This window comes from Shinella sp. M31, from assembly GCF_049199205.1.
Lineage (GTDB): Bacteria > Pseudomonadota > Alphaproteobacteria > Rhizobiales > Rhizobiaceae > Shinella.
The window spans coordinates 24,048-48,655 of sequence record NZ_JBLZPH010000065.1; the positions used below are offsets into that span (position 1 = coordinate 24,048).

Below are 24,608 nucleotides of genomic sequence, written 5' to 3' on the forward strand. Positions count from 1 at the left end.
ATGAGATAGGCCCACGGTCGCTATCGGGCTGACAGATCGCAAAACCTATTCGCCCTGATGGCCCGTGAGACGGGCTTTCAACGCCTGTTTGCGCGTGTCCGGCAGGTGGCGCCAGTCGATGCCGGAAAGAGCCGCATCCATTGCCCAGAGCGCATGAAGCGTGATCGCCTTCGAAAACCGGAATTTGAGACGCGTGTAAGCTTCCACCGCGCCAAGCTCACGCAAGGCCGCGGGTGTCGTAATGTCGATCTCGACCAGCCGCGCGGCGAGATAGGGTCCGATATTCGGCAGCTCTTCAAGTCGGTTCATCGGTGCTCCTCCGGAGTACCATAGGCCAACCGACGGCATCCTGTCAGTGAGAAAGTGGCGATCGAAGCGTTACAGAGCCTCACATCCGCCCCGATACGTCTTCCGCTTTCATATCATCGGTTATGTTGTCGCGAATGATCCGCTTTCTCAAAAAGAATATAAATTACAGTTGTCTAGCGACAGAGCCGTAGGTGGAATTGTAAGGAGCTGCTATGAGTGGATATGATGTAAAACACATCCCCTTTCGCCTGATTAGCAAGCGCCGGCCATGAGGTCCCTCCGGCAGGCAGGCACTCTTTTTGTTGACCGGCGGCCTTTGTGGCTGCTTGCTCGGCCCGTGCTCCGGGTGAGCGGCCCCCTGCCACGAGTCTTCAGACGGAGAGACTGAAGGTGGGCCGGAACCGAAATGCCAGGAACAAACGCGCTCGCATCTGGTTAGATGTTGAAACCAATCCGCGAAGGGGCAGGGCCCCGATCCGGATAAAACGCGCCAGCGAGCGAGGGACATGTCATGGTCGATTTTGAAGAGCTTGTGCGCACTGAAGCTTATCTTATTTGGGAATCGGCGGGCCGGCCTGACGGGCAGGATCGCGAGCACTGGCAAATGGCGCTTACACGCGTGCAAGTCCGTATGCAGAAAACCGGAAATCGAAAGACAGCGGCGGTGGTGCCTCTTGCCGTATCGCGCGTTGTTCTCTCCTCCCGTAAGCAGAAGCGCCGCGATGCGAGCCCGCACCGGGTGATTTCGGCCTGACCAGCCACACGGCGACGTACAACGGAGTTCCACCTTCCGACAATGCACGTTCTTTCTGTCGTGTCCGAGATTTATCCGCTTATAAAGACGGGTGGGCTGGCTGACGTAGCCGGAGCGCTCCCCAAGGCGTTGGCGACCCAAGGCGTCAGGGTTCTGTCGCTCGTGCCGGGCTATCCTCAGGTTCTGGCACAACTCCCGCACAGAAAAGAAGTCGGCCGTCTCGAGGCGGTGCTCGGCCACACCGCGGTTGTAACGCGCGCGCAGACCGAAGGCCTCGACCTGCTTGTCCTCGAAGTCCCCGAGCTGTTTGATCGGGCCGGAGGCCCCTATCTCGATAAGCATGCGCGCGATCACCCCGACAACTGGCTGCGCTTTGCTGTTCTTTCTCTTGCAGGTGCCAGGATTGGCCTTGGTGAACTGCCGGATCTGAAGATCCACCTCGTTCACGTCCATGACTGGCAGGCGGCACTTCTCCCGGTTTACCTTCGATACAGATACGCAAGCACGCTGCCCGTCGTGTGCACGATCCACAATCTCGCTTTTCAGGGGCAATTCGCCTTCGATATCGCGCCGCGACTTGAGCTGCCGACCTCCGCCCTCGACGTCGATTGCCTCGAATATTATGGCGGCATCGGTTTTTTGAAAGGTGGCATCACCTGCTCGGACATCGTGACGACCGTCAGCCCCACCTATGCGAGGGAAATCCTTTCAGCAGAGTTGGGTATGGGGCTGGATGGAGTCTTGCAGGCGCGTCGGTCGGCGCTTTACGGAATTGTCAATGGAATCGATGCCGATGTCTGGAATCCGGCGGCCGATCCGCATATTCCAATGACATATGACGCTCGGTCGCTGGCACGTCGCCAACAGAACCGTGCCACGCTACTGGATCGTTTCCGTTTACCTGATCACGGAGGACCTCTCTTTGCAGCGCTGACTCGCCTTACATGGCAAAAGGGCGCGGACATGCTGCCGGAAGCAGCAGATGAGATCGTCGCGCATGGGGGACATCTTGTGATCTGCGGGCAGGGGGACCGTGCGATTGAGGAAACTCTGCATATTTGTGCGGAACGCCATCATGACCGTATCGGCTTGCACGTCGGCTATAGCGAGGACTTGGCCCATCTGATCGTTTCGGGGGCTGATATTCTTATCCAACCGTCGCGATTTGAACCCTGTGGCCTGACGCAGCTATATGCCATGCGATATGGGGCCATCCCTCTCGTCGGTCGCACCGGTGGGCTCTCCGAGACCATCATCGACGCCAACGAGGCCGCGATGGCACGGGAAGTCGCGACAGGCTTCCAGTTTCATCCCGTTGAGCCACACAGCTTTCGCGAGGCAGTCCGGCGGGCATGCGAAGCATACTCTGACCGAGATGCTTGGTCCGGCCTGCAACGACAGGCGATGAAGGCCGACTTCTCATGGGAGCGGAGCGCCGCGCAGTATGCCCAATTGTTCGAAGCAGTCTGGACGGCCTGGCGCCAGTCGACAGGCGGTTCGGCGCCAGCCCCGGCGGACCACGCCTAGCGCTCAGATCTCGGTTTGCTCGCCTCCGCGTTTGCCGCTTCGGCTCCCGCGCGAAGATGGTCCTCGTCGATTATCCGGGCTCCGCGCTGTCTTGTAAAATAGCGGGACACCCACTGAACGGTGACAAGCAGGCGCTTCTCGAAGTTGATCAGCAGGTAGACGTGCACGAACGCCCACAGGAACCAGGCAAGTCGGCCTTTCAGTGTCCATTTTCCAAAATCGAAGATCGCGGCGTTTCGGCCGATCACGGCGGTGTTGCCGCGATTGTGAAATCGGAATGGCGCGGCCTCGCGTGACCCGGCGAACTCCTTCCTGATCTTGCGCGCCAGGTAGACACCCTGCTGTTTGGCGACCTGTGCTAATGCCGGGAGCGCTGCGCCGTGCTCATCCAGAGCGAGCGCGGTGTCGCCGATGGCATAGATATCGGGATAACCTTTCACGGACAGGTCGCTCTCGACCGGTATCCGTCCCTGGCTGCCACCGGCAAGGCCAAGCCATTCCGCGACCGGCGAGGCGCGAACACCGGCGCCCCAGATCACACATCCTGTGTCGATCCTTTCGCCATCGAGGAAAACCGAGCGACCATCAAGGGCGGTGACCCGGCGGTCCGTGATGATGCGAACGCCGATACCATTCAGGTATTGGTGAGCATAGGCAGCAAGCTTGTCCGGGAACGCGGTCAGGATGCGCGACGCGGCCTCGATGAGAACGACCTCGAAGTCGCTCTCGCCAATCGTCCTGAAATCGCGGGTGATCATGTGGCGCGCCAATTCCGAGATCGCTCCCGCCATCTCGACGCCGGTCGGTCCTCCACCGATGATCACGAAGGTCAGAAGCCTGCGGCGCTCGACCGGATCGGAGATACGCTCTGCGCGCTCGAAGGCTGCCAGCAACAGATGCCTGATCAATCGCGCCTCATGGATGGTCTTGAGGCCGGGAGCGTAGGCTTTCCACTCGTCCTTACCGAAGTAATTGTATTCGGAGCCCGTCGCGATCACGAGCGTGTCGTAGGCAACGAAGTCCCCATCCTTCAGCGCGATGCGGTGTTGAGCAGGATCGATGCCGTCGACCTCTCCCAGCATGACCCGAATATTGCGAAACCGGCCCAGTGTCCGCCGCACGGGCTCAGCAATGTCAGCTGGCGACAATGCAGCGGTTGCGACCTGATAAAGCAGGGGTTGGAAGAGATTATGGTTGCGCCGATCGATAACGGTGACATCGATGTCGGTGTTGCCAAGACCACCTGCGCAGGCAAGTCCTCCGAAACCCGCACCGACAATAACGACCCTGGGCCGCGGCTCCGCGGCCCTATGAGTGTGTGCTTGTGACATGACGTTGGTTCCCTTTCGGCCGGCGTCTGCACGAGGCGAGATGTTCAGGGCGTGAGGACGACCTTGATGCAGCCATCCTTTTTATCCCGGAACGCCTCATAGAGGCCGGGTCCATCCTCCAGCTTTGCGCGGTGGGTGATGATGAAACTCGGATCGATCTCACCCTCTTCGATGCGGCGAAGCAGATCCCGAGAGTAGCGGTTGACATGCGTCTGGCCGGTTCGGATCGTCAGGCCTTTGTTCATGGCGGCTCCAAACGGGATCTTGTCGAGGAAGCCCCCATAGACGCCCGGGACCGAGACGATGCCTCCGGGTCTGCAGGCCATGATGGCTGCGCGGAGCGCATGGGGTCGATCAGTTCCTAGCAGGGTCGCAGCCTTCACCTTGTCGATGATGGCATCAAAAGATGCCGTGGCATGGGATTCCGCGCCGACGGCATCGATGCATTTATCGGCACCGTGCCCGCCGGTCATTTCCTTGATGTGGTCCGGGATCGTATCGTCCACCTCATCGAAATTGATGGTCTCGGCTCCCGCGGCCTGCGCCAGTGCCAGCCGTTCCGGAACGTTGTCGATCGCAATGACCCGGGCCGCGCCCTGCAGAAGCGCGCTTTTGATGCAGAATTGGCCGACAGGACCGCAGCCCCAGATGGCAACGATGTCGGTCGGCTCGATTTCGCAGTTGGCCGCCGCCATCCAGCCAGTCGGGAAGATGTCGCCGAGGAACAGAGCCTGCTCATCGGTCATGCCGTTGGGAATGACGATCGGTGAGACATCGGCGTAGGGGACGCGCACGAACTCGGCCTGGCCGCCGGCATAGGCCCCGGTCAGATGCGAATAGCCGAACAGGCCCGCCGTAGGGTAGCCGAACGCCTTGGTTGCGTTCTCCGCCGTACGGTTGGTGCGCTCGCAGACCGACCAGTTGCCCTTTCTGCACTGCTGGCATTCGCCGCAGCAGATGGTGAACGGTACGACAACACGGTCCCCGACTTTGAGCTTGTTGTTGTCCGGACCGACCTCCACGACCTCGCCCATGAATTCGTGCCCGAGAATGTCGCCCTTTTCCATGAAGGGGATATAGCCATCCATGAGGTGAAGGTCGGAGCCACAAATGGCACAGGCCGTCATCTTGATGATGACATCGCGGCCGTCCTCGATTTGAGGATCCGGCACGCTGTCACACCGGATATCGTTCTTACCGTGCCAGCATAGCGCTTTCATGGACTTCTCCCGTATCGTTTAGTGTGTTTCGGGGTTCCGAGCGCGCGAACCTTTGTCGTGGCGGCCGGGAACAGAGATAGAAGACTTATCGAAAATATCGGCCAGCGAACGTCGATCGCGACCATGACAGACAAGGGCGGTAACAGCAGCGCAGTGCCGACCAGTCCTTCGCTAACCTGCCGCATGCCATTTTGTTCCCGCGATTTCGCCGGAGAACAGGCATTCGGGATCCGATCCCATCGGCATCCTCGATGTGGCGTCACGAACCTCCACACCTGCCATCACAGCAGGTTCATCCGAACGGGAACCATTGCGTCGAATGGGGGTTCTGAGTGGGTCTAGACAGGGAGGTTACTATGAAGAAGATCATGTTCATCGCCTGCGTCGGGTTGTCTCTCGCCGCATGTACGGCAACCGAGCGCGGAGCTGGCGTTGGAGCGGCGACTGGCGCCGTGGTGGGCGGGGTTGCGACCGGCAATGTTCGCGGCGCCGCTGTCGGCGCGGCGGTCGGAGGTTTAGCCGGGGCGCTGATCGGCAATGTCGCGGATCAGCCGGGCCGCTGCTACTACAGGGATCAGTACGGTAATCGATACGTCGACCGTTGCTAACTCGCTCTTCAAAGGCGTGGGCCCCGGACGCGTTTTCGGGGCCAGCCTGCCTCGCTCCCCACCGTTTACTTTCCGCAGTCACGATTGCTCGGCTCGACCGCCGGTCCACGTGTCGCTTGAAGGAACATCTTCGGCGCGCCCGAGTTCGAAGCGAAAGCCCATTGTCGATGGAGACCGCAATGTCTGAAAGTGATGCGCGCCGTCCAATGCCCCCTCAACCGGAGCAGGAACAATCCCCACCCGGTTTGACGGGCGCGATGAAGCCGGTTCCGGATCACGGAGAGGAGACCTATGTCGGTTCCGAAAGGCTTAAAGGGAAAGTAGCCCTGATAACCGGAGCCGATTCCGGGATTGGTAGGGCCGTCGCCATCGCCTTTGCGCGCGAAGGCGCCGACATCGCGATTTCCTACCTCAGCGAGGATCAGGATGCCAATGAGACCGCCCACTGGGTCGAGGAAGCGGGTAGCAAGGCTCTCGTGCTCCCCGGGGATATAACCAGTGAAGATCACTGCCATCATCTCGTACGTCAGTGCCTCGAAAACTTCGGCCAACTCGACATACTCGTGAACAATGCCGCGTTCCAGCGGACCTATGCAGATATCGGCGATATTACTGCCGATGAATGGGATCGAACGTTCCGAACCAATATTTATGCGCCCTTCTTCCTGTCCCGTGCGGCTATCCCGCACATGAGGCCGGGTAGTGCCATCATCAACACGACATCGATCCAGTCGCGCCAGCCATCGCCGCATCTTCTCGCCTACGCGGCGACAAAAGGGGCGATTTCGAACTTCACCGCGGGGCTCGCCGAAATGGTGGCGGACAAGGGTATCCGCGTGAACGCCGTCGCACCGGGACCGATCTGGACGCCGCTCATTCCCTCCACCATGCCGACCGACAAGACGAAGGATTTCGGCAAGCAAACCCTGCTCGGTCGAGCCGGCCAGCCAGCGGAATTGGCAGGTGCCTTCGTCCTGCTCGCTTCCGATCTCGGCAGCTACATGACCGGGGCGGTGATCCCCGTCACCGGCGGCGAGATCATGATCTGAAAGAGGAAACAATGACCGACATCCGCAAGCATGGTTTCGAGAGTGATGCGCAATGGCGCGAATACCTGCAGGAGATCGAAGAGGCGGGACATCTTGCTGACATCCGGCTGGCGAGCGATCAGAAGGTGCTTGACGAGCTCGCGGCGATGCGCGCTGAAATCGCCGCGCTGCGGGAGCGGGTAGGGATGCGGCGTCGCCGCGGTCACATGATGCCGTGGAAGCAGGTTGTCGGTGTGGCAGTCTTGCTATTGCTTGCCGCCGCTGCGGGGAGATGAGAAAGCCAAGACGAAACCGGCGAACCATGCCTGGCATGGAACGCACGGCGCTCTCAGCCTATTGACGGTATGTCTGCTCAGAGCCAGACCGGCGTTCTATTTTTACTCTTGGCGCTTACCTTCCGGCGACGTGCTCGGCTGGGGATTCGAGACATCGCGGTCCGGTTTTTGCGACGGACGCACGCGTCCCGCCTTCCGTCGTTTTGCCGAAGGTATGCGGGCCGTTTTTCACGATTGTCACCTCATGACCGGTCGGGTTGTTCGTCGTCGAAACCGACATCCCAGTCCTTTTGCCGCTTCTTGCCGCGCGGAGTCCGGTTTGCCGTGGCGTCCTCGGAACCCGTGATGACGGTCGGCTTTGCGCTTACGACGCCATCGGCTTTGCGGTCCGCTTGAGACGGAGCGAAGGCGCCGGTCTTTTCGCGCTTATTCTCCATGAGGCGGTTCCTTCACTTTCAGCGCGTCGGAGGGACGTTTGCGTTCAGGATCCTTGTTCGTCTCTCCGACGGCGTCACGCGTGCTGTCGGGGTCGTCCTTGGCGGGAAGGTAGCCGCGAGGCCGGGTCGCTTCGGGGCCTTCCCAGCGGGGGGATTGGTCGGTCGTTCCGGGCGCGCCGTCCCGAGGTTTGTCAATACCCATGTCTGATCTCCTTTTGGAGTCTAACCCGGCGGAGCGCGCGATGTTCCGTCATCCCGCAGGAACGGGAAGCGCACGTTTGTGCGCGTTCGATCTATAGGCCGAGAGGATTCGTTCAGCTGCCGCCGGCTCGATGGACCGTCCCTCCAGGAAATCGTCGATCTGGTCATAGGTCACGCCGTAGACGTCTTCGTCGGGACGCAGCGGCGCATCGGATTCAAGATCGGCCGTTGGTACCTTCCACACAAGGTGGTCCGGTGCGCCGAGTGCGGCGGCCACGGCGCGGACACGCCGTTTGTTAAGGCCGGCAAGGGGAAGGACGTCGGCGGCGCCGTCGCCGAACTTGGTGTAGAAACCCATAAGCGCTTCGGCGGCATGGTCGGTTCCGATAACGAGACCGGACGCGGTTCCGGCGATCGCATATTGCGCCACCATTCTCTGGCGTGCCTTCACGTTCCCAAGAATGAAATGATGGCGCAGGACGGGATCGGTGCCGCCGGCAAGGACGGCAGCCATCAGGCTGTCGGCTGCCGGCTTGATGTCCACCGTCATGATGCGGTCCGGGCGGATGGCGGCGACGGCATCGCTTGCATCATGTTCGTCCGCCTGGACGCCGTAGGGCAGGCGAACCGCAATGAAGCTGGCGGCGCGCCCGTCTTCACGAAGCTCCCGCACCGCGCGCTGGGCCAGCAGGCCCGCAGCGAGAGAATCGACACCTCCGCTGATGCCGAGCACATAGGCTGTCTGCCGGCTATCGACGAGATAGGTCTTGAGAAACGCGACGCGCTTTTCGATTTCATGCGCAGCGTCGAAATCGGGTCGGACGCCGAGAGCCTTGATGATCGCTGATTGCTCTATCACTTGCCATTACTCCATGAAGCCCGTGTGGACATCCCCTATCCTCCCGTTTGGGAATGGGGGGCGGCAACAGGTTTTGACTCCGGCGATCCTCGAAAGCGAAGGAAAATCGAGAGGATTACGAGAATGGCCGTCGACAGGAACTCGGACTGCCAGTTCTGGAAGGATTCAAACCAGAAGCTGGCGCTTCCCGCATGTTGCCAGGTCGTCGGCGCCGGCTGACCGTGGCTTGATGCCTCGATAGCCTGGGCGGCGGCACTGTGGCGAAGGTGGAGCACAAAGCTCACGAGAAAGAGGATAAAGAGCACGATCCCAAGCGAATAGGCATAAAGGCTGGCCACCACGCCCCCAAGCCGGGTCGGAAGGGGCGCCTGCGGGTCTCCGGCATGGCCTGCAGGCTCCTCCTCGCCCGCGCCGCCGTCCGGATCCTTCGATTCGGCGGAGCCGCGCTGAAAGAGAAAGGCCGTCAGCATGACATAGGCCGACATTTGCAGAAACTCGCTTTCCCAATTCTCAAACAGCGCGGACAGAAAATGCGCGCTCGCCACGTACGTAGCCAGCGATATGGCAGGCTGGTGATGTTGTACCAATTCGTCGTTGTAGACAGAAATCCCGGTCATCAGCATTCCGAGCAGGGTTGCCATCGTTGCCGCGACCAGAACGATCGTCAGCCCATTGTCTTTCAGCACCTTCTTCATCCGGAACTCCCCACCATCGTCCCCGGCAAACCGCTTGTACTGGACAATGTTCCGCGTGGCAGACGCGTCGAAAAATATCCATCTGAGCGGAACGGAGCCAAGACAGGGAACATCATGTCGATGCGGAAGTTGTTGCTTCCACGCGCACGACGCGTTCACGACATGAAGGAGATTTCAAAATGGGTCGCGGTATTCTTCTCTGGCTCCTGGGTATTCCCCTGCCGATCGTCATCCTGCTTGTCCTGTTCATGCGATAGGAGGCGGGTATGGCCAACTATACGACGGGCGTCTCCGACGTCGGCGTTGAATCCAATGTCCCCGCTTTGACCTGGGGGCCGGTGATCGGCGGCGCGACAGCGGCCTGCGCGATCACCCTTATCCTCCTTCTTCTCGGCTCCGGCGTCGGGCTTACTATGGTCTCGCCCTGGAGCGGTGAAAGCGCTTCTTTCACGACCGTCAGCGTAACGGCGGCGATCTGGTTCGTTATCGTTCAATGGCTGTCCTCGGCGCTCGGCGGCTACCTGACGGGACGGCTAAGGACGAAATGGGCAGGCGTTCATACTGATGAGGTGTTCTTTCGCGATACCGCGCACGGGTTCTTGAGTTGGGCACTGGCGACGGTCGTTGTGGCCGGACTGGCAGGCTCGGCATTTTCCTCACTGGTCGGCGGCGGTGTGCAGGTGGCGTCATCCGTTGCCACAACCGCAACGGTCGGTGCGGCTGCAACGGCTGCGGAGAGCGACGCGACGCCCGACCCTGCCACTGGATATTTTACGGACCTGCTTCTCCGTCCTCAGGACGCGGCGGCGAGGGCGCAATCCGATAACGCAGCAGCAACCGCCGAAGTCTCCCGCATCCTGGTGCAGGGTGCTGCCAAGGGGGAAGTCGTCGAAGCGGATCGCGCCTATATCGCGACCATCGTGGCTTCCCGCGCCAATATCTCTCCGGAAGAGGCTCGCGCACGCGTGGATCAAGTGTTGCAGCAGATTGAGGACGCGAAGAACGCGGCGCTCAAGGCTGCCGATGAAGCCCGTAAGTCCGCCGCGACGGTCGCCCTGCTCGGCGCCTTGTCATTGCTGATCGGTGCCTTCGTGGCTTCTGCCGCTGCCGCAGTCGGTGGCCGCCAACGCGACGAGTAAGACGACGATCGCTGCTCACGGGGGCGCCGTGTTCGAAAGGACACGGCGCCTATTCGATTAACTCCAGAGCACCTTCCCAAACGCACCATAAATCAAGGTCTTTCTGTTTGCCTTATCGATCCGATGCGAGATAGGTGCCCGTCTGCGGCGGCGGGATCTGGACATCCAGGGCCACGAGATAAGCCGTAATCGTCAGCATGAAAAACGCGATCACGGCCACGGGAAACCCCACGCGAAAACCGGGGTCACCCGCTCGTTCAAAACGATTTTTCGCATGTCTGTCTCCGTCATAGGTAAGAATAGGATGAGTGCCGTTTCACTGGAGCGAAGCGGCGGCAAGCGAATTGCCGCCGTTTCGTTTCAAAGCCGTTATCCCGTGATCACGTAGACGATCTTCAGGCTCGACGGTTCGACGATCAGGATCCTGCCGTCGGCGAGGAGAATGTATTTATAAGCCCTGTAGGCCGGGACGATCTTGACGATCCGCGGCGGCAAGGGCAGCAACTCGACGGTGCGCGGCACGACGACGCCGAGATTGACGTCGATATCGATATCGACCGGCTTGGCTTTGCTTTCCACGATTACGTTGTGGATTTCGGTGCGCTGCTCCGCGCTGATATCGATGCTGGCGGTCGTCTCGTTCGACGTATCCGACTGTGCGGCGTCCTGTGTCTCCTCGGAATTCGAGGCGCCGGATGCCGATTGCGATTTCGTCTCGCTTTCCGTCGTCGATTGGGCTGGGGTCGACTGGGCATTATCCGTCGTCGTGCCGTCCTGGTTGGCCTTTTTGCCTTCCGCCGTCGTCTGGCGATCGGTCTTTGCTGTCCCGTTGCCCGCCTGCGCGGCGTCCTGCTCGGTATCGAGAGGTTTCTGGCTTGCCTGCGTTTCGGTGTCGCCGCTTGCCACACCGCTGCTTTCGGCCGCATTCTGCTCCATGGCACCGCTACCGGACGTTTCAGCCTGGGTGTTGGCGCCGGCGCCACCTCCCGTCTCGGCCGAGCCCTGGCTCTGGCTTTCCTGTACCAGCGGGGTGGTCGTATCGGCCTGCTGGGCGAAAACCGGGCCAGCGAGAGCCGTCGTGCCGCTCAGGAAGACAATGGCGAGGTTTCTGCGCATAGTGGTCTTCATGATCTTTCTCCTTGGTTGGGGGGACGGCACCATGAACGCCGGAACGTCCATCGGCGCCGGACCACACCCCAACGGAAGGTTGGGAAGGCTGTTCCTGACGTCGGCCTTCTGCCGCGCAAATCGCCGACCAATGAGAAAAAGGAACCGGACCAAAGTCTTGCCAAGCGAACGGAACGGATTTTCGCGCGTTACAAATTTGTTCTGAAAGGAGGCGGACAATGCGAAAGGCAGCAATCTTCGTGGCAGCGACCCTTCTCGCCGTCAGCGCGCCCTTCCGCGTGGACTGGTCGGGCCCCACACCGCAACTTCATCTTCACGACGCCGAAGCCAAGAATGGCAACAACGGGAACGGGAACGGGAACGGGAACGGGAACGGGAACGGGAACGGGAACGGGAACAAAGGCGGAAACAATGGCAAAGGCAACAATGGAAACAGCGGAAACAAGGGAAATAAAGGCAATAATGGCCGTGCCCTTGGACGCAGTGCTGAGCCCGCCGATGCTGTCGTCGACAAGCAGGTCGGCTTGGATTCCGTAGGAATTCGCTATCGGAACGGTTACCGCGAGCAGGTCTCCAAGGGGCGCTTCATCATGAAGGACGCCAAGGGGCGAACCGTTATCAACCGTCGTGCGACGCCGGTTGACCGCGTCCGCCTCTGGCTGAAGCAGGTCACCCCCTGAGCCTCACGCCGCCTCGGAAGCATCCCGCAACACCATTGCCGCCTCCGTGCGATTGCTCACCTTCAACTTGGCGAAGATGCGCGTCATATGATGCTTCACCGTCTTTTCATGAAGGTCCAGTTCGCGACCGATGCGTTTGTTGCTGAGGCCGGCGGCAACGAGGCGCAAAACCTCTTGCTCGCGTTCCGTCAGGTCATCGATCCGCGGCTTCGTGCCACTGTCCCGCTGCACCATGCCCGCGACCATGCGGGCGGACAGCACGGGCGAGAGATACATTTCCCCGGCATGAACCAGCTTCAATACGTCTGCCAGCGTGCGGGCGCCTACGCCTTTCAGCACATAGCCCTTGGCTCCGGTCTGAAGGGCGGTCGCGACATCCGTGTTGGATTCGGAGACGGTCAGCATGACGATCTTCTGCGCAGGCCGCCGCGCCATGATAGTCGAGACCGCGTCCAGCCCGCCGCCCGGCATGGAAATGTCCAGCAGCATCACGTCCGGCTCCAACCGCTCGGCAAGCAGCACGGCGTCGTCACGACAATTGCCCTCGCCGACAAGATCGAACCGGCCGATGTCGCCAAGACAGCTTGCGACACCTTCGCGGAACATCGGATGGTCATCGACGATCGCGATGCGTATATCATTCATGCTATTTTCTCCATATCTTGAAGAGGGAGCGTCATCGTCACGACCGTTCCCGCCTTGCTCGAAACAACGTCAAATGTGCCGCCAAGGCTTTCGACCCGGCTGCGCATGCCGGTCAGGCCGATACCGCCATCTCCGGTCTTTGTGGAAAAGCCTGGCCCGGCATCCCCGACCGCTGCCTTGATGGCCCGGCGGTCGCCCCACACATCGAGCCACTGTCCTTTCCCATCGGCATGCTTGAAGCCGTTGTTCAACGCCTCCTGCACAAAGCGATAGGTGCAAATTTTTGCGGCCGTCGGGATGTCTTCCGGCAAATCCAACCTGCGAAGCTCGACATCGTTGCCCGTCCGCTCGCGATAAGAGGCCGCGAGGTCCTGCAGGATGCGCGGCAATGTCGCAGTCTCGACGTGGGGCAAAACATGGCCGGTGCAAATATCGCGAATTTCCCGCATCGCCTCGTCCAGGCTGTTCTTGATCACACGAACCTCCTTGCTTCGGCGTTCGGGTGGCGTCTCCGCCTTCGAGAGGATGCCGCTGTCGATGCGCAGCGCCGCGAACGCCACGAGCTGCGCCGGGCCGTCGTGCAGATCCGCGCCGAGTTTGCGCAGGTAACTTTCATTGAGCGCTGCCGTCGTCGCGGAGGCACGCTGGATCCGGTCTTTCAGAGCACTGTTCTGCGCGAGCAGATGGGAGAGCTTTTCGATCTGCTTTTGCAGCTCAAGCCGCTGGCGGCTAATCGTCTGGCTGCCGCGAACGACAATGGTGGAAAGACCGAAGAAAAACAGGATCGTCACCGCCGCCACAGCGCTCCAGCTCTGTACACGGACCCGATGAAGATCACTCTCCAGATCATCGGCCCGTTCATAGAATTCGGTAACCGCGACAACCTCCCCGGACCACGGCTGCAGAACGGGGCTATAGATTTCAAGAAGCGGCAATCCGCTTTCCCGCTCGGCTGCGCTTTCCACATCATCGATCTTGTTGAATTCGGCAATGAGCCGCCCGTTCAGAGCCGCTTGCAAATCCTCGCTCGGGGTGAATTGTCGACCCGTCTGGTCGCCATCGCTGGAATAGAGGATACGCCCGTCCCCGGCCCACAGGCGAAAAGTCACGAGCCGCCGGCCGAGCGCGCCTTGGCTGAGCGTCTCATCGAGAGCCCGCCGGCTTGCTTCATCAAGCGGCTCGGCTTTCGCCATATCGGGAAGCAGCGGGGCAATGACGCTATCGACGTAAAGAGCGGTCGAGGCGGCGGCGTTACGCGTCACGGCCTCCTCGATGAGCTTGGTCACAAGAAGCCCGACCAGCAACATGGCGCCAATCGTAAAAATGCTTCCGACCCAGAGAAACTGCCGGGCCAGTGACTGTTTGCGCCACCAATGGACCAGGATTATCCGGGTACGGCGGCGAGATCGGCTCTCCATTTCTGTGCGTGACAGCAAGCACTCCTCCTCGTATTTCCGAGGGCAAGGCGTCAGTCGATCCTTGCGCGATCCGAAACCACGAGGAGGTGCGTTTGGTTCCCTCGTGCGCCTGCCCGGATGAAGGAAATGGGCAGGCGCTCAAGGGATTAGTTCAGGACCTGAACAACCGTGTAGGTGTTCGGATCGACGATGACCCGCTTCTGGTTGACCACGGCATAGGAATAGGTCGGATCTTCGGGAACCGGGGTCAAAACCACCGTCTTGGGCAGCGGACGACCGACCTCGACGACCTCCTCGACGACAACAGGGTTGGCGGGAATAGGCTGCTGCTCCACATAGGTCACGACCTTGCGCGGCGGCGGATCAAGCGCCGCACCTGCGATGGCACCCACGGCGCCACCAACGACCGCACCGACCGGACCGCCGACGACCGCGCCGGTGGCAGCACCGCCGACGACGCCGACGGCAGCACCGTCGCTGTTGTTGTCATCTGCAAAGGCAGGGGCGGCGGTCAGGACGGCGGCGACTGCCGCCGAAAGAGCGATTTTGGTAAACATGGCTGTCTCCTTTTCCTTAGACGTCAGGGAAAGGCGATGCCCCGGCGCTTGGTTCCGCGGTAGGACCTTTGAAAAGGTCCGTCAGACCAAAGTCCCTTTGGTGTCCTGCCGACAGGCTAAACTCCTTCAACGGGGACATCGTCGGCGGCAGGGTGCTCCAACGGGATAGCTAAGGTCGAACTGGGATTGGCCCGCAATGGGCACTCGGCGTCGGCGGCGCGCGCTTGGAAAATCGTGACGCAGGCTCACAGACCAGGAGGCTTCGCTTCCTCCGGCAGCCTCTGCCCTCATAACGTAAGTCCGTGTGGAATGACCGCTATTGGCCTTCGCGGCAATAATACGATCGCGCCGTGGCTTCAAGCAACGGCTTGTCGGTTGCTGGATTGAAAGTACCGCCAGGATAAGCTTCGAGCAGATACCGCGCGAACGCCTTACGGGCGTCAGGATCGCGACTGAACCACTGCTGCGAGGTTATCTCTTCGAACACTTCGCGCATATCCGCGAGTTCCGACGGCTCGAAAATCCCTGCGCTCATCTTATACCGCTGCGCCTCCTTGGAATCCCGCGAAAGGGAACCTTTGGAAAGGATAGGAATTTGGGCTAACTCCCGCAACGGGGTGTAGCGAAGGTGACAATTAACCTGAACCGTTTGGGTTAATGCTGCGTACGATTTTCGTTTTGACAAAAAGACAGGCCCAGTCAGGGTGGAGGCGTATCGACATGAAGTACGAAAGCGGAATGCAGATTATCTACGATGTTGTGAAAAAGGGGGTGTTTATCGAATTCCGTAATCGATCGCACTATCTCGAAGGGCCGTTTCCAAGTCAGCGTGATGCAATCCGCGCGGCAGAGGAACACTGCCGCAAGCTGGGTTGGCAAAACGAACCTGCATAGGAAGGTCAGCTCTTGGGCTTCGAGCGGCCCTTGCGCGCCTTTTTCTCCGAATGTGTGTGCTGCAACCATTGCTGTGAACGCCGAGCCGCTTTCTCGCAACGCGCATGTAACGCCTCCAGCTCCCGGTCGGTCAGACGTTCAATACCGACAAATTCGTTTTCGGCGTCCGAGAACAGAATGATCTCGTCGAGCTTGGCCTGAACTGCGGCGCCGTCCCGGTTCTGGGTATTCTGGATTAGAAAAACCATGAGGAACGTTACGATGGTCGTCCCCGTGTTGATCACCAGTTGCCAAGTCTCGGAAAATCCGAAGAAGGGTCCTGAGACGGCCCATAAGACAACGGCAACCACGCAGGCGATAAACGCGGCTGGGCTACCAGTGATGTGAGCCGTTGCAGAAGCAAACCGAGCGAAGATACGATCCATAGCGCTTACGGGCGAACACGGCGACTAATGGTCTGCCGGCACGAAGACGGCTGTCGGAAGAGGTGCGATCTGTACGTTCAAGACGAAAAGGTACGTTGAGATAGCGAGCATGAGGAAGGCGATTAAGCCGATGGGGAAGCCGACGCCGTAGTCGGGAGTTTCGGCTGGGTAGGGGCGACGCTTTTTCATCATGTTCTCCACATTATTCCTATCCGATGGGAAGAGTGAAGGCGGCGTCGACAACGCCGCCTTCCTATTTGCGTCAAGCGGTGATCACATAGACGATCTTCAGGCTCGCCGGCTCGACGATCAGAATTCGTCCATCGGTCAGAAGGACGTATTTATACGTCTTATATGCCGGGACGATCTTGATGATCCGAGCCGGCAGCGGATGAAGCTCGACCGTGCGGGGTACTACGGTGCCGACATTCACGCTGATGTCGATATCGACGGGCTTCGCTTCGCTCTTAACGATAACGTTATGAATTTCGGTGCGTTGCTCGGTGCTGATGTCGATGCTCGCCGTCGTCTCATTGGACGTGCCGGCATCGGCAGCATCCTTGTTTTCATCGGATGTGGAAGCGCCCGCCGCCGACTGCGTCTTGGTGTCGCTTTTGGTCGTGCTTTGCGCATTCTGCTTGTTCGCACCATCCTCAGCCGCCTTGTCCGCCTCGGCGGTCGTGGCTTTGTTGCTGGTGGCATCACTCGACTGCGCCGCGTCCTGACCAGCATTCTTATCCAGCGGCTTCTGGCTCGTCTGCGTTTCAGCGTCGCCGCTCATCGCGCCGGTGCCTTCTGCCGTATTTTGTTCGGCACCGCTGTTGGCGCCGGACTGCGCCTGGACGTCAGCGCCAGCAGAGCCTTCAGCAGAGCCCGCGTTCATTTCGGCGCTACCTTCCGCTGTGGCAGAGCCCTGCGCTTGTCCCTGAACGAGGGGAGTGCTGGATCCGGCTTCCTGAGCCATCAGCGGGCTCGCGAAAGCGGCTGTGCTGCCGAGGAGGATAATGGCGAGTTTGTTTTTCATGCCGATGTTCATGGTGGTTCTCCTTTCGCTGTTTCGAATTGGTAGGCATGCTGCCAACGCGGTCAGTTCAGAACCTTGACAACCGTGTAGGTTTTGGGATCGACGATCACCCGCTTCTTGTTGACGACCGTGTAGGCATATGTCGGATTCTCGGGCACGGGGGTCAGGACGACCGTCTTGGGGAGTGGGTGGCCGACCTCGACCATTTCATCGACAACAACGGCATCGGCCGGAACCGGCTGCTGCTCCACATAGGTCACCACCTTTTCCGGCGGCGGGTCGATTGCAGCACCAGCGATCGCACCGACGGCACCGCCGACAACCGCACCGACGGGGCCACCGACAACAGCACCAGTTGCGGCACCGCCAGCGGCACCGACGACTGCACTGTCATCATCTGCAAGTGCGGGAGATGCGATCACTGCGGCTGCCAAGGCGGCCGAGGCGAAAAGTTTCGTAATCATGGTCATTCTCCTTTTCCATGAGACCGCACAGAGAATAGGAAGAATGCCCCCTGGTTCCGCCGTGGGACTTCTAGCCACAGGCAGTTGGGACTTAGGTCTGGTGCACTACGCTCCCAACGGTCTTAGAGCGTTGAAAAGGAGGAACTTTCTTGAATACGACCGTGTTTTTGTTTCCGATCACTCGAATATCAATAAGGAGAGGAAGTCATGAACCGGATCATCTATATCGTAGGCGTGGTCGTCATCGTCATCGCCATTCTTTCATTCCTCGGCATGCGTTGAATGAAGAATATCGCTTCTCCGTAGGTGTCTCTGCGCGGAGGTTGGGGACGAGTACTCCGGTGCTCGTCTCATTTTTATTTCAGGAACGGCTCGATCGCAATCAACGCGCGATATCGTATCTGTTGGAAGCGCGCTGCCGCAAACCGCTCGCCAAGCATCGGTCCGAAGAGCTGCCGGCCGTATAGCAAGAGCAGTTCTCGAACGTTGCCGAATGCTGCTCCATATCGACTGCAAGCATAAGGGCAGATGTGTCATGAAGCCGAGCGCTGGCGGAAGCATCCGGCTTTGCCAGGGAACATTGCAGCGGTGTTCCGATTTTACCGGCTATGCCAAGGTTCTATTTTCATATTCGTGACGGGAATTTTCGCGAGATCGATCCGGAAGGCGTCGAGTTCGCCTCATTGGAGCATGCCGTCCTGGATGCGCGAAAAGCCGCACGCGAAATCCTCGCTGAAAAATTAATCGCCGACGAACCGATTGACGGACAGCGCTTCGAGATCGCCGATGAATCCGGTGAAGTGGTCGAAACGGTAACGTTTAAGTCCGTGCTTCGACTGAACTAAAGCGCGCATTCATCACTGCGCCACGGCTTGGCGGTCTTTGATCGCTGTCGGGGAGACCCCGCCTCACCAGGGTCCGAAATGACGAAGGGCGCTCGACCCTTTCGGGGAGCGCCCTTCCAACCCGGACGACTACGAACGCGCGACAGAGCACCGTCGCTGCAGGCAGTCATCGATTACGGGTAGTGAGCGATAGATGGGTGGGGGAAGCGGGGAATTCAAGACCATCCCGGTCATCGACGGTCGGCAACGGCAGGCCGAGACATGTATCGCAAATGCCGCAGCCATCATCGTCCATTGGCATGCCCGCTCGCTCGCAGCAGAGACAGACGACAGCGCATCGCACGTGGGATGCATTCCTTGGCGGCATCACGATTTCCACCGCATCGTCCGATACGAGGTTGACGTATTCCTTCATCGCCCGCGTCTCCTTTTGACCTCCGCACAATGAGATAGGCGCAGCCTGAGGATTTGCAATGGCGAGTGTTCACAGGAGCTGACCCGAGCCTATCTGAGGGATGGACTCTCCTTGTCTTGCATGCTGTTCTGACGGCCGAAGAGGCAGATATGGCGTATGAATGGGATCGCTGGCGCACACGGCGCGCGTCTGATCAGGTTTGCGGCGGCGGTCGCGATCTAGGGTGATATCGAAGGCGGTGAGCGATGGAGAAGGGCGATCCGTTTGAACTTTCCCGCTTCGTGGCGGCGCAGGATCCCGTCTTTGATACGGTCCTTGCCGAGCTGATGGCCGGGCGCAAGGAAACCCATTGGATGTGGTTTGTCTTTCCGCAGCTGCGCGCGCTCGGCAGATCTCCAACCGCCAGCTTTTATGGTATCGGCACCATCGAGGAAGCTCGGGCCTATCTCCTGCATCCCGTGCTTGCCGAACGATTGGCCCAGACGGTCGATGCGGTGCTCGAGGTATCCGGCAGCTCGGCCCATGATATCTTCGGCTCGCCCGACGATCTGAAATTCCGCTCGTCAATGACCCTGTTCAACGAGGCCGCCGGCCCGACGCAGGACAGGTTTCGAAGCGCCCTTCAGCGCTTCTTTGCGGGCGAACCGGATCGACGCACCCTTGAATTGATCGGCGGTGGCATCGGATAGCTGCCGACCTTGACCGGTGTCCTCTGCACTTGGCTGTCGGATTCAGATGCCAATACAGGGTTTCGCAGAGCAAACGCCACGTTCAGGGCTTCTTTCAAATATCGTGATACCCGGAAACGGTTCGATACGGCGAACTCCGCACGAGGTGCGGTGGCGACCGGACAGCTCCCAAATCGATCGACCTTTTTTCTGCCAAGAAGCACGACTTCCACCCCGTTGCAATTGTGTCACCTCACCCTAATTATCAACGGGCAAACGGAGGGAACAGATGGACAAAAGTGTTTCAGCGAGGGCCAGAACAGGTGTCGAAGGCTTGGACGATATTCTCTCGGGGGGATTGTCGCGTCGGCATGTTTTCCTCCTCGAGGGGTCACCCGGCACAGGAAAGACAACCATAGCGCTTCAGTTCCTCCAGCAGGGCGCGGCACTTGGTGAGAAGTGTCTTTACATCACCCTTTCCGAAACCCAGGAGGAGCTGCGCGACAGCGCGCTGTCCCACGGGATGGAAATCGACAGGAACATCGAGATTTTCGAGCTTGTACCGCCCGAAAGTCTCTTGAACGCCGAACAGCAGCAAAGCTTGCTCTATTCCTCGGATTTGGAACTCGGGGAAACCACGAAGATGATCTTCGACGCGTTCGACAGGCTGAAGCCGAGCCGTGTCGTGCTCGATAGCCTTTCAGAAATCAGGCTTCTTGCGCAAAGTTCGCTACGCTACCGCCGCCAGATTCTCGCCTTGAAGCATTTCTTCTCAAGGACCGGCGCGACGGTTCTGCTTCTCGATGACATGACCTCCGACAGCCTCGACAAGACGGTGCACAGTGTCGTGCATGGGGTCATCCACCTCGAGCAGTTGGCACCCAATTACGGTTCGGAGCGACGTCGCTTGCGGATCACCAAATATCGCGGTCAGTCCTTCCGCGGCGGCTATCATGACTTCACGATCAAGACCGGCGGGGTTGTCGTGTTTCCGCGCCTGCGGGCAATCGAGCACCGCACGGTGTTCGATCGCACCACAATGACAACTGGGATTGCCGAACTGGATGCCCTGTTGGGTGGTGGTATCGAACGGGGATCGAGCACGTTGCTGATCGGCCCGGCGGGGACGGGCAAGAGCCTGTTTGCGCTTCAGTTTGTCGTCGCGGCGGTCAAACGCGGCGAAAGAGCCGCTCTCTTCATCTTCGATGAGGAACTGACCCTGCTATTTGCGCGCACGAAGGCCTTGGGGTTTGATTTGGAAGGTTTCCAGCGTGAAGGCTTGATTCACATCGAGCAATTGGACGCTGCGGAACTCTCGCCCGGGGAATTTGCCCAGCGTGTCCGCGACCGTGTTGCGGGCTTCAATGCGAAAACCGTCGTCATCGACAGCATCAACGGATATCAGGCGTCGATGCCCGAGGAGAACGCCCTTATTCTGCATATGCACGAGCTGTTGCAATATCTGAACCGGCAAGGTGCGAATACCTTCGTGACAGTCGCGCAACACGGCCTTTTCGGTGACATGAAGTCGCCGGTCGACGTCACCTATCTTGCCGATACCGTCGTGCTGCTTCGGTATTTCGAGGCGCTTGGCAGAGTCAGGCGCGCCATCTCCGTGATCAAGAAACGGACGGGTAATCACGAGGAAACGATACGCGAATTCAGAATTGGCGTCGGCGGCCTTTCGCTCGGGGAACCGCTTTCAAGCTTCCAGGGTATCCTGCGCGGCGTCCCGAGTTTTGTCGGCGAAAAGCCATCCCTTCTGAAGCGATCCGACGAGGGTGAGCACGATTCCCAATAGAGAAGCCATAGCCCTGATCCATGCCCCTTTGGGACGAGACGCGCAGATCGCGGGCTCATTGTTGTCCGAAGCGGGCATCCCGTCGAAGAACGGTGAGGATATCTCGGCTTTCGTTGCAGCTTTGAACGACGATGTCGCTTTCGCTGTCGTGACGGAGGAGGCCTTGCGCTCGATTGACCTTCGGCCTCTCTCCGCCTGGATAAAATCGCAGCCGACCTGGTCGGATCTCCCTTTCATCATCCTCACGCATCGCGGCGGAGGTCCCGAGCGCAATCCCTCTGCCGCCCGTCTGCTGGAAGTGCTGGGGAACGTCAGCTTCATCGAACGGCCGTTCCATGCCACGACATTTGTCAGCGTTGCGAGTTCGGCATTGCGTGCACGTCGGCGCCAATACGAGGCGCGGTTGCGTATCGAAGCGCTGGACGAAGGTGAACGGCGGCTCCAGACGGCGCTGGAAGCCGGTCATCTCGGCGCGTGGGAACTCGATCTCGACACTTACAACCTCATCACCTCCGCCACCTGCCGGCGCATCTTTGGACGCGCCGGCGACGACGCTTTCACCTATGGCGACCTGCTTGCCGCCATCCACCCGGATGACTTCGAAAAAATGCAGGCTGCCGTGCGAACGACCATAGAGACCGGAGTGGATTATGCGATCGAGTATCGCACCGTCTGGCCCGATGGATCTGTTCACTGGGCGGACATTCGCGCGCAGGTCTCTCGCGATAGAAGCGGAAAGGCAGTCAAGCTGGTGGGTGTTTCCGCCGATGTGACGGCCAGGGTTTCCTTGGAAGAACAGCAACGGCGTTTGCACGAAATCCTTGAAGAACGGGTCGCGGAGCGAACGGAGGAGCTGCGCAAGGCGCACTCGACCGTCATGGCCGAGGTCGCCCAGCGTGAGCGAGCGGAAGCGCAGCTTCGGCAAGCCCAGAAAATGGAGGCGATCGGCCAGCTGACCGGTGGGGTCGCGCATGATTTCAACAATCTCCTGATGGCTGTGCTTGGAAACCTTGAGCTTCTCCGCAAGCATGCCGACGGCGACGCGAAAGCCACGCGGCTGATCGAGGGGGCCTTGCAGGGAGCAAGACGCGGAGCGTCCCTGACACAGCGTCTCCTCGCCTTCGCGCGCCGGCAGGACCTGCGGGTTGACGCGGTCGATCTTGGCAAGCTCGTTGATGAGATGACCGACCTTCTAAAGCGTTCGGTAGGCACCGACATCGTCATAGAAACCGCTCTCCCCGAGAGGATGGATCCGGTTCTGGCGGATTCCAATCAGCTTGAGCTGGCATTGCTCAACCTCGTCGTGAATGCGAGGGACGCCATGCCGAACGGGGGAACGATCCGCATCTCGCTGACGGAGACGAACTTATCGACCCAAAGTGGAGAACTTGCACCGGGACGATACGGCGTGCTGTCTGTCGCGGACGAGGGCCATGGCATGGACGAGGACACGCTGGAGAAGGCGATAGAGCCGTTCTTCTCGACGAAGGAGCTGGGCAAAGGCACCGGCCTTGGCTTGTCGATGATCCACGGTCTAGCGCTCCAGCTGAAGGGAAGGCTGCAGCTTAGCAGCACGCCAGGGCAGGGGACGACGGCCGAGCTTTGGATTCCGGTTTCCAGCGAAGCTCCGGTTGCGGCTGAGGAAACGGCGGTATCGGAGCAGGAACAGCAGGTGGGGGCGCTACGCGTTCTCCTCGTGGACGACGATTTTCTGATCGCGATGAGTTCGGTCGATATGCTTGCCGATCTCGGTCACGATGTGGTGGAGGCGCATTCCGGAAAAGAGGCGCTCGCCCATCTCAAGGAGAACGGCCGCTTCGATTTGTTGATCACGGACTATTCCATGCCGGAGATGACGGGCGGAGACCTGGCGAAAGCCGCGAAGACGCTGTTTCCTGATCTGCCGATCCTGATCGCGTCGGGATATGCCGACTTACCTCCGGGAATTGACTTCGAAGTCGCGAGGCTGGGGAAACCTTACACGCAGCAGCAACTCGCTTTGGAGATCGAGCGCGTCATGAGATAGGCGAGGGGCCTTGTCCTGACTTCGAATTCGCCGGCTCAGGCGGGTCCGCGCCAAAAATGATAGCTGGATCGATCTAGACACTCGACATCGCTTATCGCGAGAGCGCCAGCAACTCTGCGACCTAGGTAAACTGACGTAAAAGCAGTTCGATTTCCGGTGACAGGGGCTCCGCATCAGTGTTCTCGAGCGGAACGAGGCTGCGCGAATTCGCGTCCTGTTCATACCAAGAGATAAGCGCAGCGGCTATATTCTGTGCTTCTATCGAACTTCTGGCCGCACCATTTTCTTCGCACCATGCGGCAAGGATCTTTTCGAGCATCTCCAAGTCTCCAGGGGACAGTGGCGCCTTCGATGTTGCTTCCAATTGGTCGCTCATATCAACTCCCGTTGCCGCGACGGCGGATACATTGCCTAAATGTGTAGACAATAACCAGCAATGCCTTGTCCGAAGCGTTAGTTCCACGGTAGCGCTGACGTGCGTCCCAGATTCACAGGCTGATCGAAACCTCAATTGCTTAGCGGTCGATGGAACGGCGCGCCAGTCCCGATCTCCTCAAGTGCCGGCTGCCGGAAACGTCATACGGGCCGATCTTATTTACAAGGTCATCAAATAGGGATAAGATTTATCCGTAATTCAAAAGCCTGGGCGCTACCCGCATGATCCTCAAGAGCCGAGTCGAATGGGCGCTCCACTGTGCAGAAGAATGCGCAGTCCCATCGCACGTTGATCGGCCGTAAGACCCTTGAGGCATTCAGCAGCATACCCCGGGCCTATCAAGATGAAGGCTATCGCCGGGCGACCGAAAATCCGGGCTGGGTTGTTTCCTCCACTGTTAGCCGTGTGACTTAGCCGGGCCTGACGGTGCTGGGTTCCGGATTTCTCGATACGCTTCTCGTAGAGCACGCGGGCGATGGTCCTGAAATCCGGACGATGAGGAGCCTGTCCATCGTCCGGCAGTTGCTCGCGGCAGGTCGGCTGGACCGGCTTCGCTTGGTCTATTGTTCGCTGATCTCGCCGTAGTCGGGCGTCGAACCTTTCTTCCAAGACATGCCTGACCAAATTCAACCTCAAGGATCACCGCGTTCTCATGAGGAAGTCGTTGTGTTCGACTATGGGGTCGCTTCGGAAGCGGGCCGGCAAGATGGATCGACGTTTGCATCTCTTCTACAAGCTCGAAGTGAATAACCTGCTGTCTGTCTGATGGTACCGGCGC

At 59.6% G+C, this 24,608-nt stretch carries 29 protein-coding genes; 12 read left to right on the forward strand and 17 right to left on the reverse strand.

The features are described from left to right. Nucleotides 1–45: 45 nt before the first annotated feature. Entirely contained in the window at nucleotides 46–309 is a 264-nt protein-coding gene (locus tag ACOZKU_RS09750) for a TfoX/Sxy family DNA transformation protein (RefSeq protein ID WP_421578704.1), read from the reverse strand. A 511-nt stretch (nucleotides 310–820) separates the two neighbouring features. Here ACOZKU_RS09750 and ACOZKU_RS09755 point away from each other — a divergent pair. Both ACOZKU_RS09755 and glgA read left to right on the forward strand, forming a co-directional pair. Then, complete coding sequence (locus ACOZKU_RS09755) at nucleotides 821–1,063, forward strand: DUF2934 domain-containing protein (protein WP_314089213.1); 243 nt, start codon at nucleotides 821–823, stop codon at nucleotides 1,061–1,063. Nucleotides 1,064–1,105: 42 nt separating this feature from the next. Then, the gene (glgA, locus tag ACOZKU_RS09760) at nucleotides 1,106–2,590 is read left to right on the forward strand and encodes a glycogen synthase GlgA (RefSeq protein ID WP_421578705.1); all 1,485 of its coding nucleotides are present in this window, start codon (nucleotides 1,106–1,108) and stop codon (nucleotides 2,588–2,590) included. On the opposite strand, the gene ACOZKU_RS09765 is transcribed toward glgA, so the two are convergent. Together ACOZKU_RS09765 and ACOZKU_RS09770 are read right to left on the reverse strand one after the other, a co-directional pair. Next, nucleotides 2,587–3,921 carry an NAD(P)/FAD-dependent oxidoreductase gene (locus ACOZKU_RS09765; RefSeq protein ID WP_421578706.1) on the reverse strand — a complete coding sequence of 445 codons (1,335 nt, stop codon included), beginning with the start codon at nucleotides 3,919–3,921 and terminating at the stop codon, nucleotides 2,587–2,589. The genes glgA and ACOZKU_RS09765 overlap by 4 nt on opposite strands. Nucleotides 3,922–3,965: 44 nt before the next feature. Then, the gene (locus ACOZKU_RS09770; protein WP_421578707.1) at nucleotides 3,966–5,141 is read right to left on the reverse strand and encodes a zinc-dependent alcohol dehydrogenase; all 1,176 of its coding nucleotides are present in this window, start codon (nucleotides 5,139–5,141) and stop codon (nucleotides 3,966–3,968) included. Nucleotides 5,142–5,497: 356 nt separating this feature from the next. Between ACOZKU_RS09770 and ACOZKU_RS09775 the strand changes: the two genes are divergently transcribed. From ACOZKU_RS09775 to ACOZKU_RS09785, 3 genes are all read left to right on the forward strand, one after another. After that, nucleotides 5,498–5,749 (forward strand): glycine zipper domain-containing protein, encoded by a 252-nt coding sequence (locus ACOZKU_RS09775; protein ID WP_421578708.1) that lies wholly within the window; start codon nucleotides 5,498–5,500, stop codon nucleotides 5,747–5,749. A 179-nt stretch (nucleotides 5,750–5,928) separates the two neighbouring features. Beyond that, the gene (locus ACOZKU_RS09780) at nucleotides 5,929–6,798 is read left to right on the forward strand and encodes an SDR family oxidoreductase (protein ID WP_421578709.1); all 870 of its coding nucleotides are present in this window, start codon (nucleotides 5,929–5,931) and stop codon (nucleotides 6,796–6,798) included. A gap of 11 nt (nucleotides 6,799–6,809) precedes the next feature. Beyond that, nucleotides 6,810–7,073 carry a hypothetical protein gene (locus ACOZKU_RS09785; RefSeq protein WP_421578710.1) on the forward strand — a complete coding sequence of 88 codons (264 nt, stop codon included), beginning with the start codon at nucleotides 6,810–6,812 and terminating at the stop codon, nucleotides 7,071–7,073. A 242-nt stretch (nucleotides 7,074–7,315) separates the two neighbouring features. Here ACOZKU_RS09785 and ACOZKU_RS09790 read toward each other — a convergent pair whose 3' ends face one another. The 4 genes from ACOZKU_RS09790 to ACOZKU_RS09805 are packed head-to-tail and all read right to left on the reverse strand — an operon-like array spanning nucleotide 7,316 to nucleotide 9,265. Further along, entirely contained in the window at nucleotides 7,316–7,510 is a 195-nt protein-coding gene (locus ACOZKU_RS09790; RefSeq protein WP_421578711.1) for a hypothetical protein, read from the reverse strand. Next, a complete protein-coding gene (locus ACOZKU_RS09795; RefSeq protein WP_421578712.1) occupies nucleotides 7,500–7,712 on the reverse strand; it encodes a hypothetical protein in 213 nt (70 codons plus the stop codon). The genes ACOZKU_RS09790 and ACOZKU_RS09795 overlap by 11 nt, the downstream gene beginning before the upstream one ends. A gap of 48 nt (nucleotides 7,713–7,760) precedes the next feature. Then, nucleotides 7,761–8,570, reverse strand: coding sequence for an ammonia-dependent NAD(+) synthetase (gene nadE, locus ACOZKU_RS09800; protein WP_421578713.1), 810 nt, complete (start codon nucleotides 8,568–8,570; stop codon nucleotides 7,761–7,763). 35 nt (nucleotides 8,571–8,605) lie between these two features. Continuing rightward, nucleotides 8,606–9,265: a DUF6766 family protein gene (locus ACOZKU_RS09805; protein WP_421578714.1), complete on the reverse strand. Its 660-nt coding sequence runs from the start codon at nucleotides 9,263–9,265 to the stop codon at nucleotides 8,606–8,608. A 266-nt stretch (nucleotides 9,266–9,531) separates the two neighbouring features. On the opposite strand from ACOZKU_RS09805, the gene ACOZKU_RS09810 reads away from it, so the two are divergent. Beyond that, nucleotides 9,532–10,404, forward strand: coding sequence for a hypothetical protein (locus tag ACOZKU_RS09810; protein WP_421578715.1), 873 nt, complete (start codon nucleotides 9,532–9,534; stop codon nucleotides 10,402–10,404). A 369-nt stretch (nucleotides 10,405–10,773) separates the two neighbouring features. On the opposite strand, the gene ACOZKU_RS09815 is transcribed toward ACOZKU_RS09810, so the two are convergent. Further along, entirely contained in the window at nucleotides 10,774–11,532 is a 759-nt protein-coding gene (locus tag ACOZKU_RS09815; RefSeq protein WP_421578716.1) for a DUF1236 domain-containing protein, read from the reverse strand. Between the two features lie 218 nt (nucleotides 11,533–11,750). On the opposite strand from ACOZKU_RS09815, the gene ACOZKU_RS09820 reads away from it, so the two are divergent. Then, complete coding sequence (locus tag ACOZKU_RS09820) at nucleotides 11,751–12,212, forward strand: hypothetical protein (RefSeq protein WP_421578717.1); 462 nt, start codon at nucleotides 11,751–11,753, stop codon at nucleotides 12,210–12,212. Nucleotides 12,213–12,215: 3 nt separating this feature from the next. Here ACOZKU_RS09820 and ACOZKU_RS09825 read toward each other — a convergent pair whose 3' ends face one another. The 4 genes from ACOZKU_RS09825 to ACOZKU_RS09840 form a co-directional block, all read right to left on the reverse strand. Continuing rightward, a complete protein-coding gene (locus ACOZKU_RS09825) occupies nucleotides 12,216–12,857 on the reverse strand; it encodes a LuxR C-terminal-related transcriptional regulator (RefSeq protein WP_421578718.1) in 642 nt (213 codons plus the stop codon). After that, nucleotides 12,854–14,293 carry a sensor histidine kinase gene (locus tag ACOZKU_RS09830; protein ID WP_421578719.1) on the reverse strand — a complete coding sequence of 480 codons (1,440 nt, stop codon included), beginning with the start codon at nucleotides 14,291–14,293 and terminating at the stop codon, nucleotides 12,854–12,856. The genes ACOZKU_RS09825 and ACOZKU_RS09830 overlap by 4 nt, the downstream gene beginning before the upstream one ends. 128 nt (nucleotides 14,294–14,421) lie before the next feature. Next, on the reverse strand, nucleotides 14,422–14,832 hold the full coding sequence (locus tag ACOZKU_RS09835) for a DUF1236 domain-containing protein (RefSeq protein WP_117369894.1): 411 nt from the start codon (nucleotides 14,830–14,832) through the stop codon (nucleotides 14,422–14,424). A 316-nt stretch (nucleotides 14,833–15,148) separates the two neighbouring features. Beyond that, nucleotides 15,149–15,367 (reverse strand): hypothetical protein, encoded by a 219-nt coding sequence (locus ACOZKU_RS09840; protein WP_314092866.1) that lies wholly within the window; start codon nucleotides 15,365–15,367, stop codon nucleotides 15,149–15,151. A gap of 185 nt (nucleotides 15,368–15,552) precedes the next feature. Here ACOZKU_RS09840 and ACOZKU_RS09845 point away from each other — a divergent pair, with 185 nt between their 5' ends. Then, nucleotides 15,553–15,726, forward strand: coding sequence for a hypothetical protein (locus ACOZKU_RS09845; protein WP_421578720.1), 174 nt, complete (start codon nucleotides 15,553–15,555; stop codon nucleotides 15,724–15,726). 5 nt (nucleotides 15,727–15,731) lie between these two features. Here the strand turns inward: ACOZKU_RS09845 and ACOZKU_RS09850 are convergent, their stop codons facing one another. From ACOZKU_RS09850 to ACOZKU_RS09860, 3 genes are all read right to left on the reverse strand, one after another. Then, the gene (locus ACOZKU_RS09850) at nucleotides 15,732–16,151 is read right to left on the reverse strand and encodes a low affinity iron permease family protein (RefSeq protein ID WP_421578721.1); all 420 of its coding nucleotides are present in this window, start codon (nucleotides 16,149–16,151) and stop codon (nucleotides 15,732–15,734) included. 262 nt (nucleotides 16,152–16,413) lie between these two features. Then, a complete protein-coding gene (locus ACOZKU_RS09855; protein ID WP_421578722.1) occupies nucleotides 16,414–17,187 on the reverse strand; it encodes a DUF1236 domain-containing protein in 774 nt (257 codons plus the stop codon). Between the two features lie 50 nt (nucleotides 17,188–17,237). Beyond that, the gene (locus ACOZKU_RS09860) at nucleotides 17,238–17,639 is read right to left on the reverse strand and encodes a DUF1236 domain-containing protein (RefSeq protein WP_314092877.1); all 402 of its coding nucleotides are present in this window, start codon (nucleotides 17,637–17,639) and stop codon (nucleotides 17,238–17,240) included. Nucleotides 17,640–18,247: 608 nt separating this feature from the next. Between ACOZKU_RS09860 and ACOZKU_RS09865 the strand changes: the two genes are divergently transcribed. Continuing rightward, nucleotides 18,248–18,484 carry a DUF6894 family protein gene (locus ACOZKU_RS09865; RefSeq protein WP_314092879.1) on the forward strand — a complete coding sequence of 79 codons (237 nt, stop codon included), beginning with the start codon at nucleotides 18,248–18,250 and terminating at the stop codon, nucleotides 18,482–18,484. 166 nt (nucleotides 18,485–18,650) lie between these two features. Here ACOZKU_RS09865 and ACOZKU_RS09870 read toward each other — a convergent pair whose 3' ends face one another. Then, nucleotides 18,651–18,899, reverse strand: coding sequence for a hypothetical protein (locus ACOZKU_RS09870; protein WP_421578723.1), 249 nt, complete (start codon nucleotides 18,897–18,899; stop codon nucleotides 18,651–18,653). 245 nt (nucleotides 18,900–19,144) lie between these two features. Between ACOZKU_RS09870 and ACOZKU_RS09875 the strand changes: the two genes are divergently transcribed. The 3 genes from ACOZKU_RS09875 to ACOZKU_RS09885 all read left to right on the forward strand — a co-directional run bounded on the left by ACOZKU_RS09875 (nucleotide 19,145) and on the right by ACOZKU_RS09885 (nucleotide 23,394). Then, the gene (locus ACOZKU_RS09875; protein ID WP_421578724.1) at nucleotides 19,145–19,588 is read left to right on the forward strand and encodes a DUF1810 domain-containing protein; all 444 of its coding nucleotides are present in this window, start codon (nucleotides 19,145–19,147) and stop codon (nucleotides 19,586–19,588) included. A 268-nt stretch (nucleotides 19,589–19,856) separates the two neighbouring features. Beyond that, a complete protein-coding gene (locus ACOZKU_RS09880) occupies nucleotides 19,857–21,368 on the forward strand; it encodes an ATPase domain-containing protein (RefSeq protein WP_421578725.1) in 1,512 nt (503 codons plus the stop codon). Beyond that, nucleotides 21,349–23,394 (forward strand): ATP-binding protein, encoded by a 2,046-nt coding sequence (locus tag ACOZKU_RS09885; RefSeq protein WP_421578726.1) that lies wholly within the window; start codon nucleotides 21,349–21,351, stop codon nucleotides 23,392–23,394. Before ACOZKU_RS09880 ends, ACOZKU_RS09885 begins: the two co-directional genes overlap by 20 nt. A 121-nt stretch (nucleotides 23,395–23,515) precedes the next feature. Here the strand turns inward: ACOZKU_RS09885 and ACOZKU_RS09890 are convergent, their stop codons facing one another. Further along, complete coding sequence (locus ACOZKU_RS09890) at nucleotides 23,516–23,770, reverse strand: hypothetical protein (RefSeq protein WP_421578727.1); 255 nt, start codon at nucleotides 23,768–23,770, stop codon at nucleotides 23,516–23,518. Nucleotides 23,771–24,608 lie beyond the last annotated feature (838 nt).

Coding starts and splice junctions, on each gene's coding strand:
- ACOZKU_RS09750 (WP_421578704.1), bottom strand. CDS start 309: ATGAACCGACTTGAAGAGCTGCCGAATATCGGACCCTATCTCGCCGCG.
- ACOZKU_RS09755 (WP_314089213.1), top strand. CDS start 821: ATGGTCGATTTTGAAGAGCTTGTGCGCACTGAAGCTTATCTTATTTGG.
- glgA (WP_421578705.1), top strand. CDS start 1,106: ATGCACGTTCTTTCTGTCGTGTCCGAGATTTATCCGCTTATAAAGACG.
- ACOZKU_RS09765 (WP_421578706.1), bottom strand. CDS start 3,921: ATGTCACAAGCACACACTCATAGGGCCGCGGAGCCGCGGCCCAGGGTC.
- ACOZKU_RS09770 (WP_421578707.1), bottom strand. CDS start 5,141: ATGAAAGCGCTATGCTGGCACGGTAAGAACGATATCCGGTGTGACAGC.
- ACOZKU_RS09775 (WP_421578708.1), top strand. CDS start 5,498: ATGAAGAAGATCATGTTCATCGCCTGCGTCGGGTTGTCTCTCGCCGCA.
- ACOZKU_RS09780 (WP_421578709.1), top strand. CDS start 5,929: ATGTCTGAAAGTGATGCGCGCCGTCCAATGCCCCCTCAACCGGAGCAG.
- ACOZKU_RS09785 (WP_421578710.1), top strand. CDS start 6,810: ATGACCGACATCCGCAAGCATGGTTTCGAGAGTGATGCGCAATGGCGC.
- ACOZKU_RS09790 (WP_421578711.1), bottom strand. CDS start 7,510: ATGGAGAATAAGCGCGAAAAGACCGGCGCCTTCGCTCCGTCTCAAGCG.
- ACOZKU_RS09795 (WP_421578712.1), bottom strand. CDS start 7,712: ATGGGTATTGACAAACCTCGGGACGGCGCGCCCGGAACGACCGACCAA.
- ACOZKU_RS09805 (WP_421578714.1), bottom strand. CDS start 9,265: ATGAAGAAGGTGCTGAAAGACAATGGGCTGACGATCGTTCTGGTCGCG.
- ACOZKU_RS09810 (WP_421578715.1), top strand. CDS start 9,532: ATGGCCAACTATACGACGGGCGTCTCCGACGTCGGCGTTGAATCCAAT.
- ACOZKU_RS09815 (WP_421578716.1), bottom strand. CDS start 11,532: ATGAAGACCACTATGCGCAGAAACCTCGCCATTGTCTTCCTGAGCGGC.
- ACOZKU_RS09820 (WP_421578717.1), top strand. CDS start 11,751: ATGCGAAAGGCAGCAATCTTCGTGGCAGCGACCCTTCTCGCCGTCAGC.
- ACOZKU_RS09825 (WP_421578718.1), bottom strand. CDS start 12,857: ATGAATGATATACGCATCGCGATCGTCGATGACCATCCGATGTTCCGC.
- ACOZKU_RS09835 (WP_117369894.1), bottom strand. CDS start 14,832: ATGTTTACCAAAATCGCTCTTTCGGCGGCAGTCGCCGCCGTCCTGACC.
- ACOZKU_RS09840 (WP_314092866.1), bottom strand. CDS start 15,367: ATGAGCGCAGGGATTTTCGAGCCGTCGGAACTCGCGGATATGCGCGAA.
- ACOZKU_RS09845 (WP_421578720.1), top strand. CDS start 15,553: ATGAAGTACGAAAGCGGAATGCAGATTATCTACGATGTTGTGAAAAAG.
- ACOZKU_RS09850 (WP_421578721.1), bottom strand. CDS start 16,151: ATGGATCGTATCTTCGCTCGGTTTGCTTCTGCAACGGCTCACATCACT.
- ACOZKU_RS09855 (WP_421578722.1), bottom strand. CDS start 17,187: ATGAACATCGGCATGAAAAACAAACTCGCCATTATCCTCCTCGGCAGC.
- ACOZKU_RS09860 (WP_314092877.1), bottom strand. CDS start 17,639: ATGATTACGAAACTTTTCGCCTCGGCCGCCTTGGCAGCCGCAGTGATC.
- ACOZKU_RS09865 (WP_314092879.1), top strand. CDS start 18,248: ATGCCAAGGTTCTATTTTCATATTCGTGACGGGAATTTTCGCGAGATC.
- ACOZKU_RS09870 (WP_421578723.1), bottom strand. CDS start 18,899: ATGAAGGAATACGTCAACCTCGTATCGGACGATGCGGTGGAAATCGTG.
- ACOZKU_RS09875 (WP_421578724.1), top strand. CDS start 19,145: ATGGAGAAGGGCGATCCGTTTGAACTTTCCCGCTTCGTGGCGGCGCAG.
- ACOZKU_RS09880 (WP_421578725.1), top strand. CDS start 19,857: ATGGACAAAAGTGTTTCAGCGAGGGCCAGAACAGGTGTCGAAGGCTTG.
- ACOZKU_RS09890 (WP_421578727.1), bottom strand. CDS start 23,770: ATGAGCGACCAATTGGAAGCAACATCGAAGGCGCCACTGTCCCCTGGA.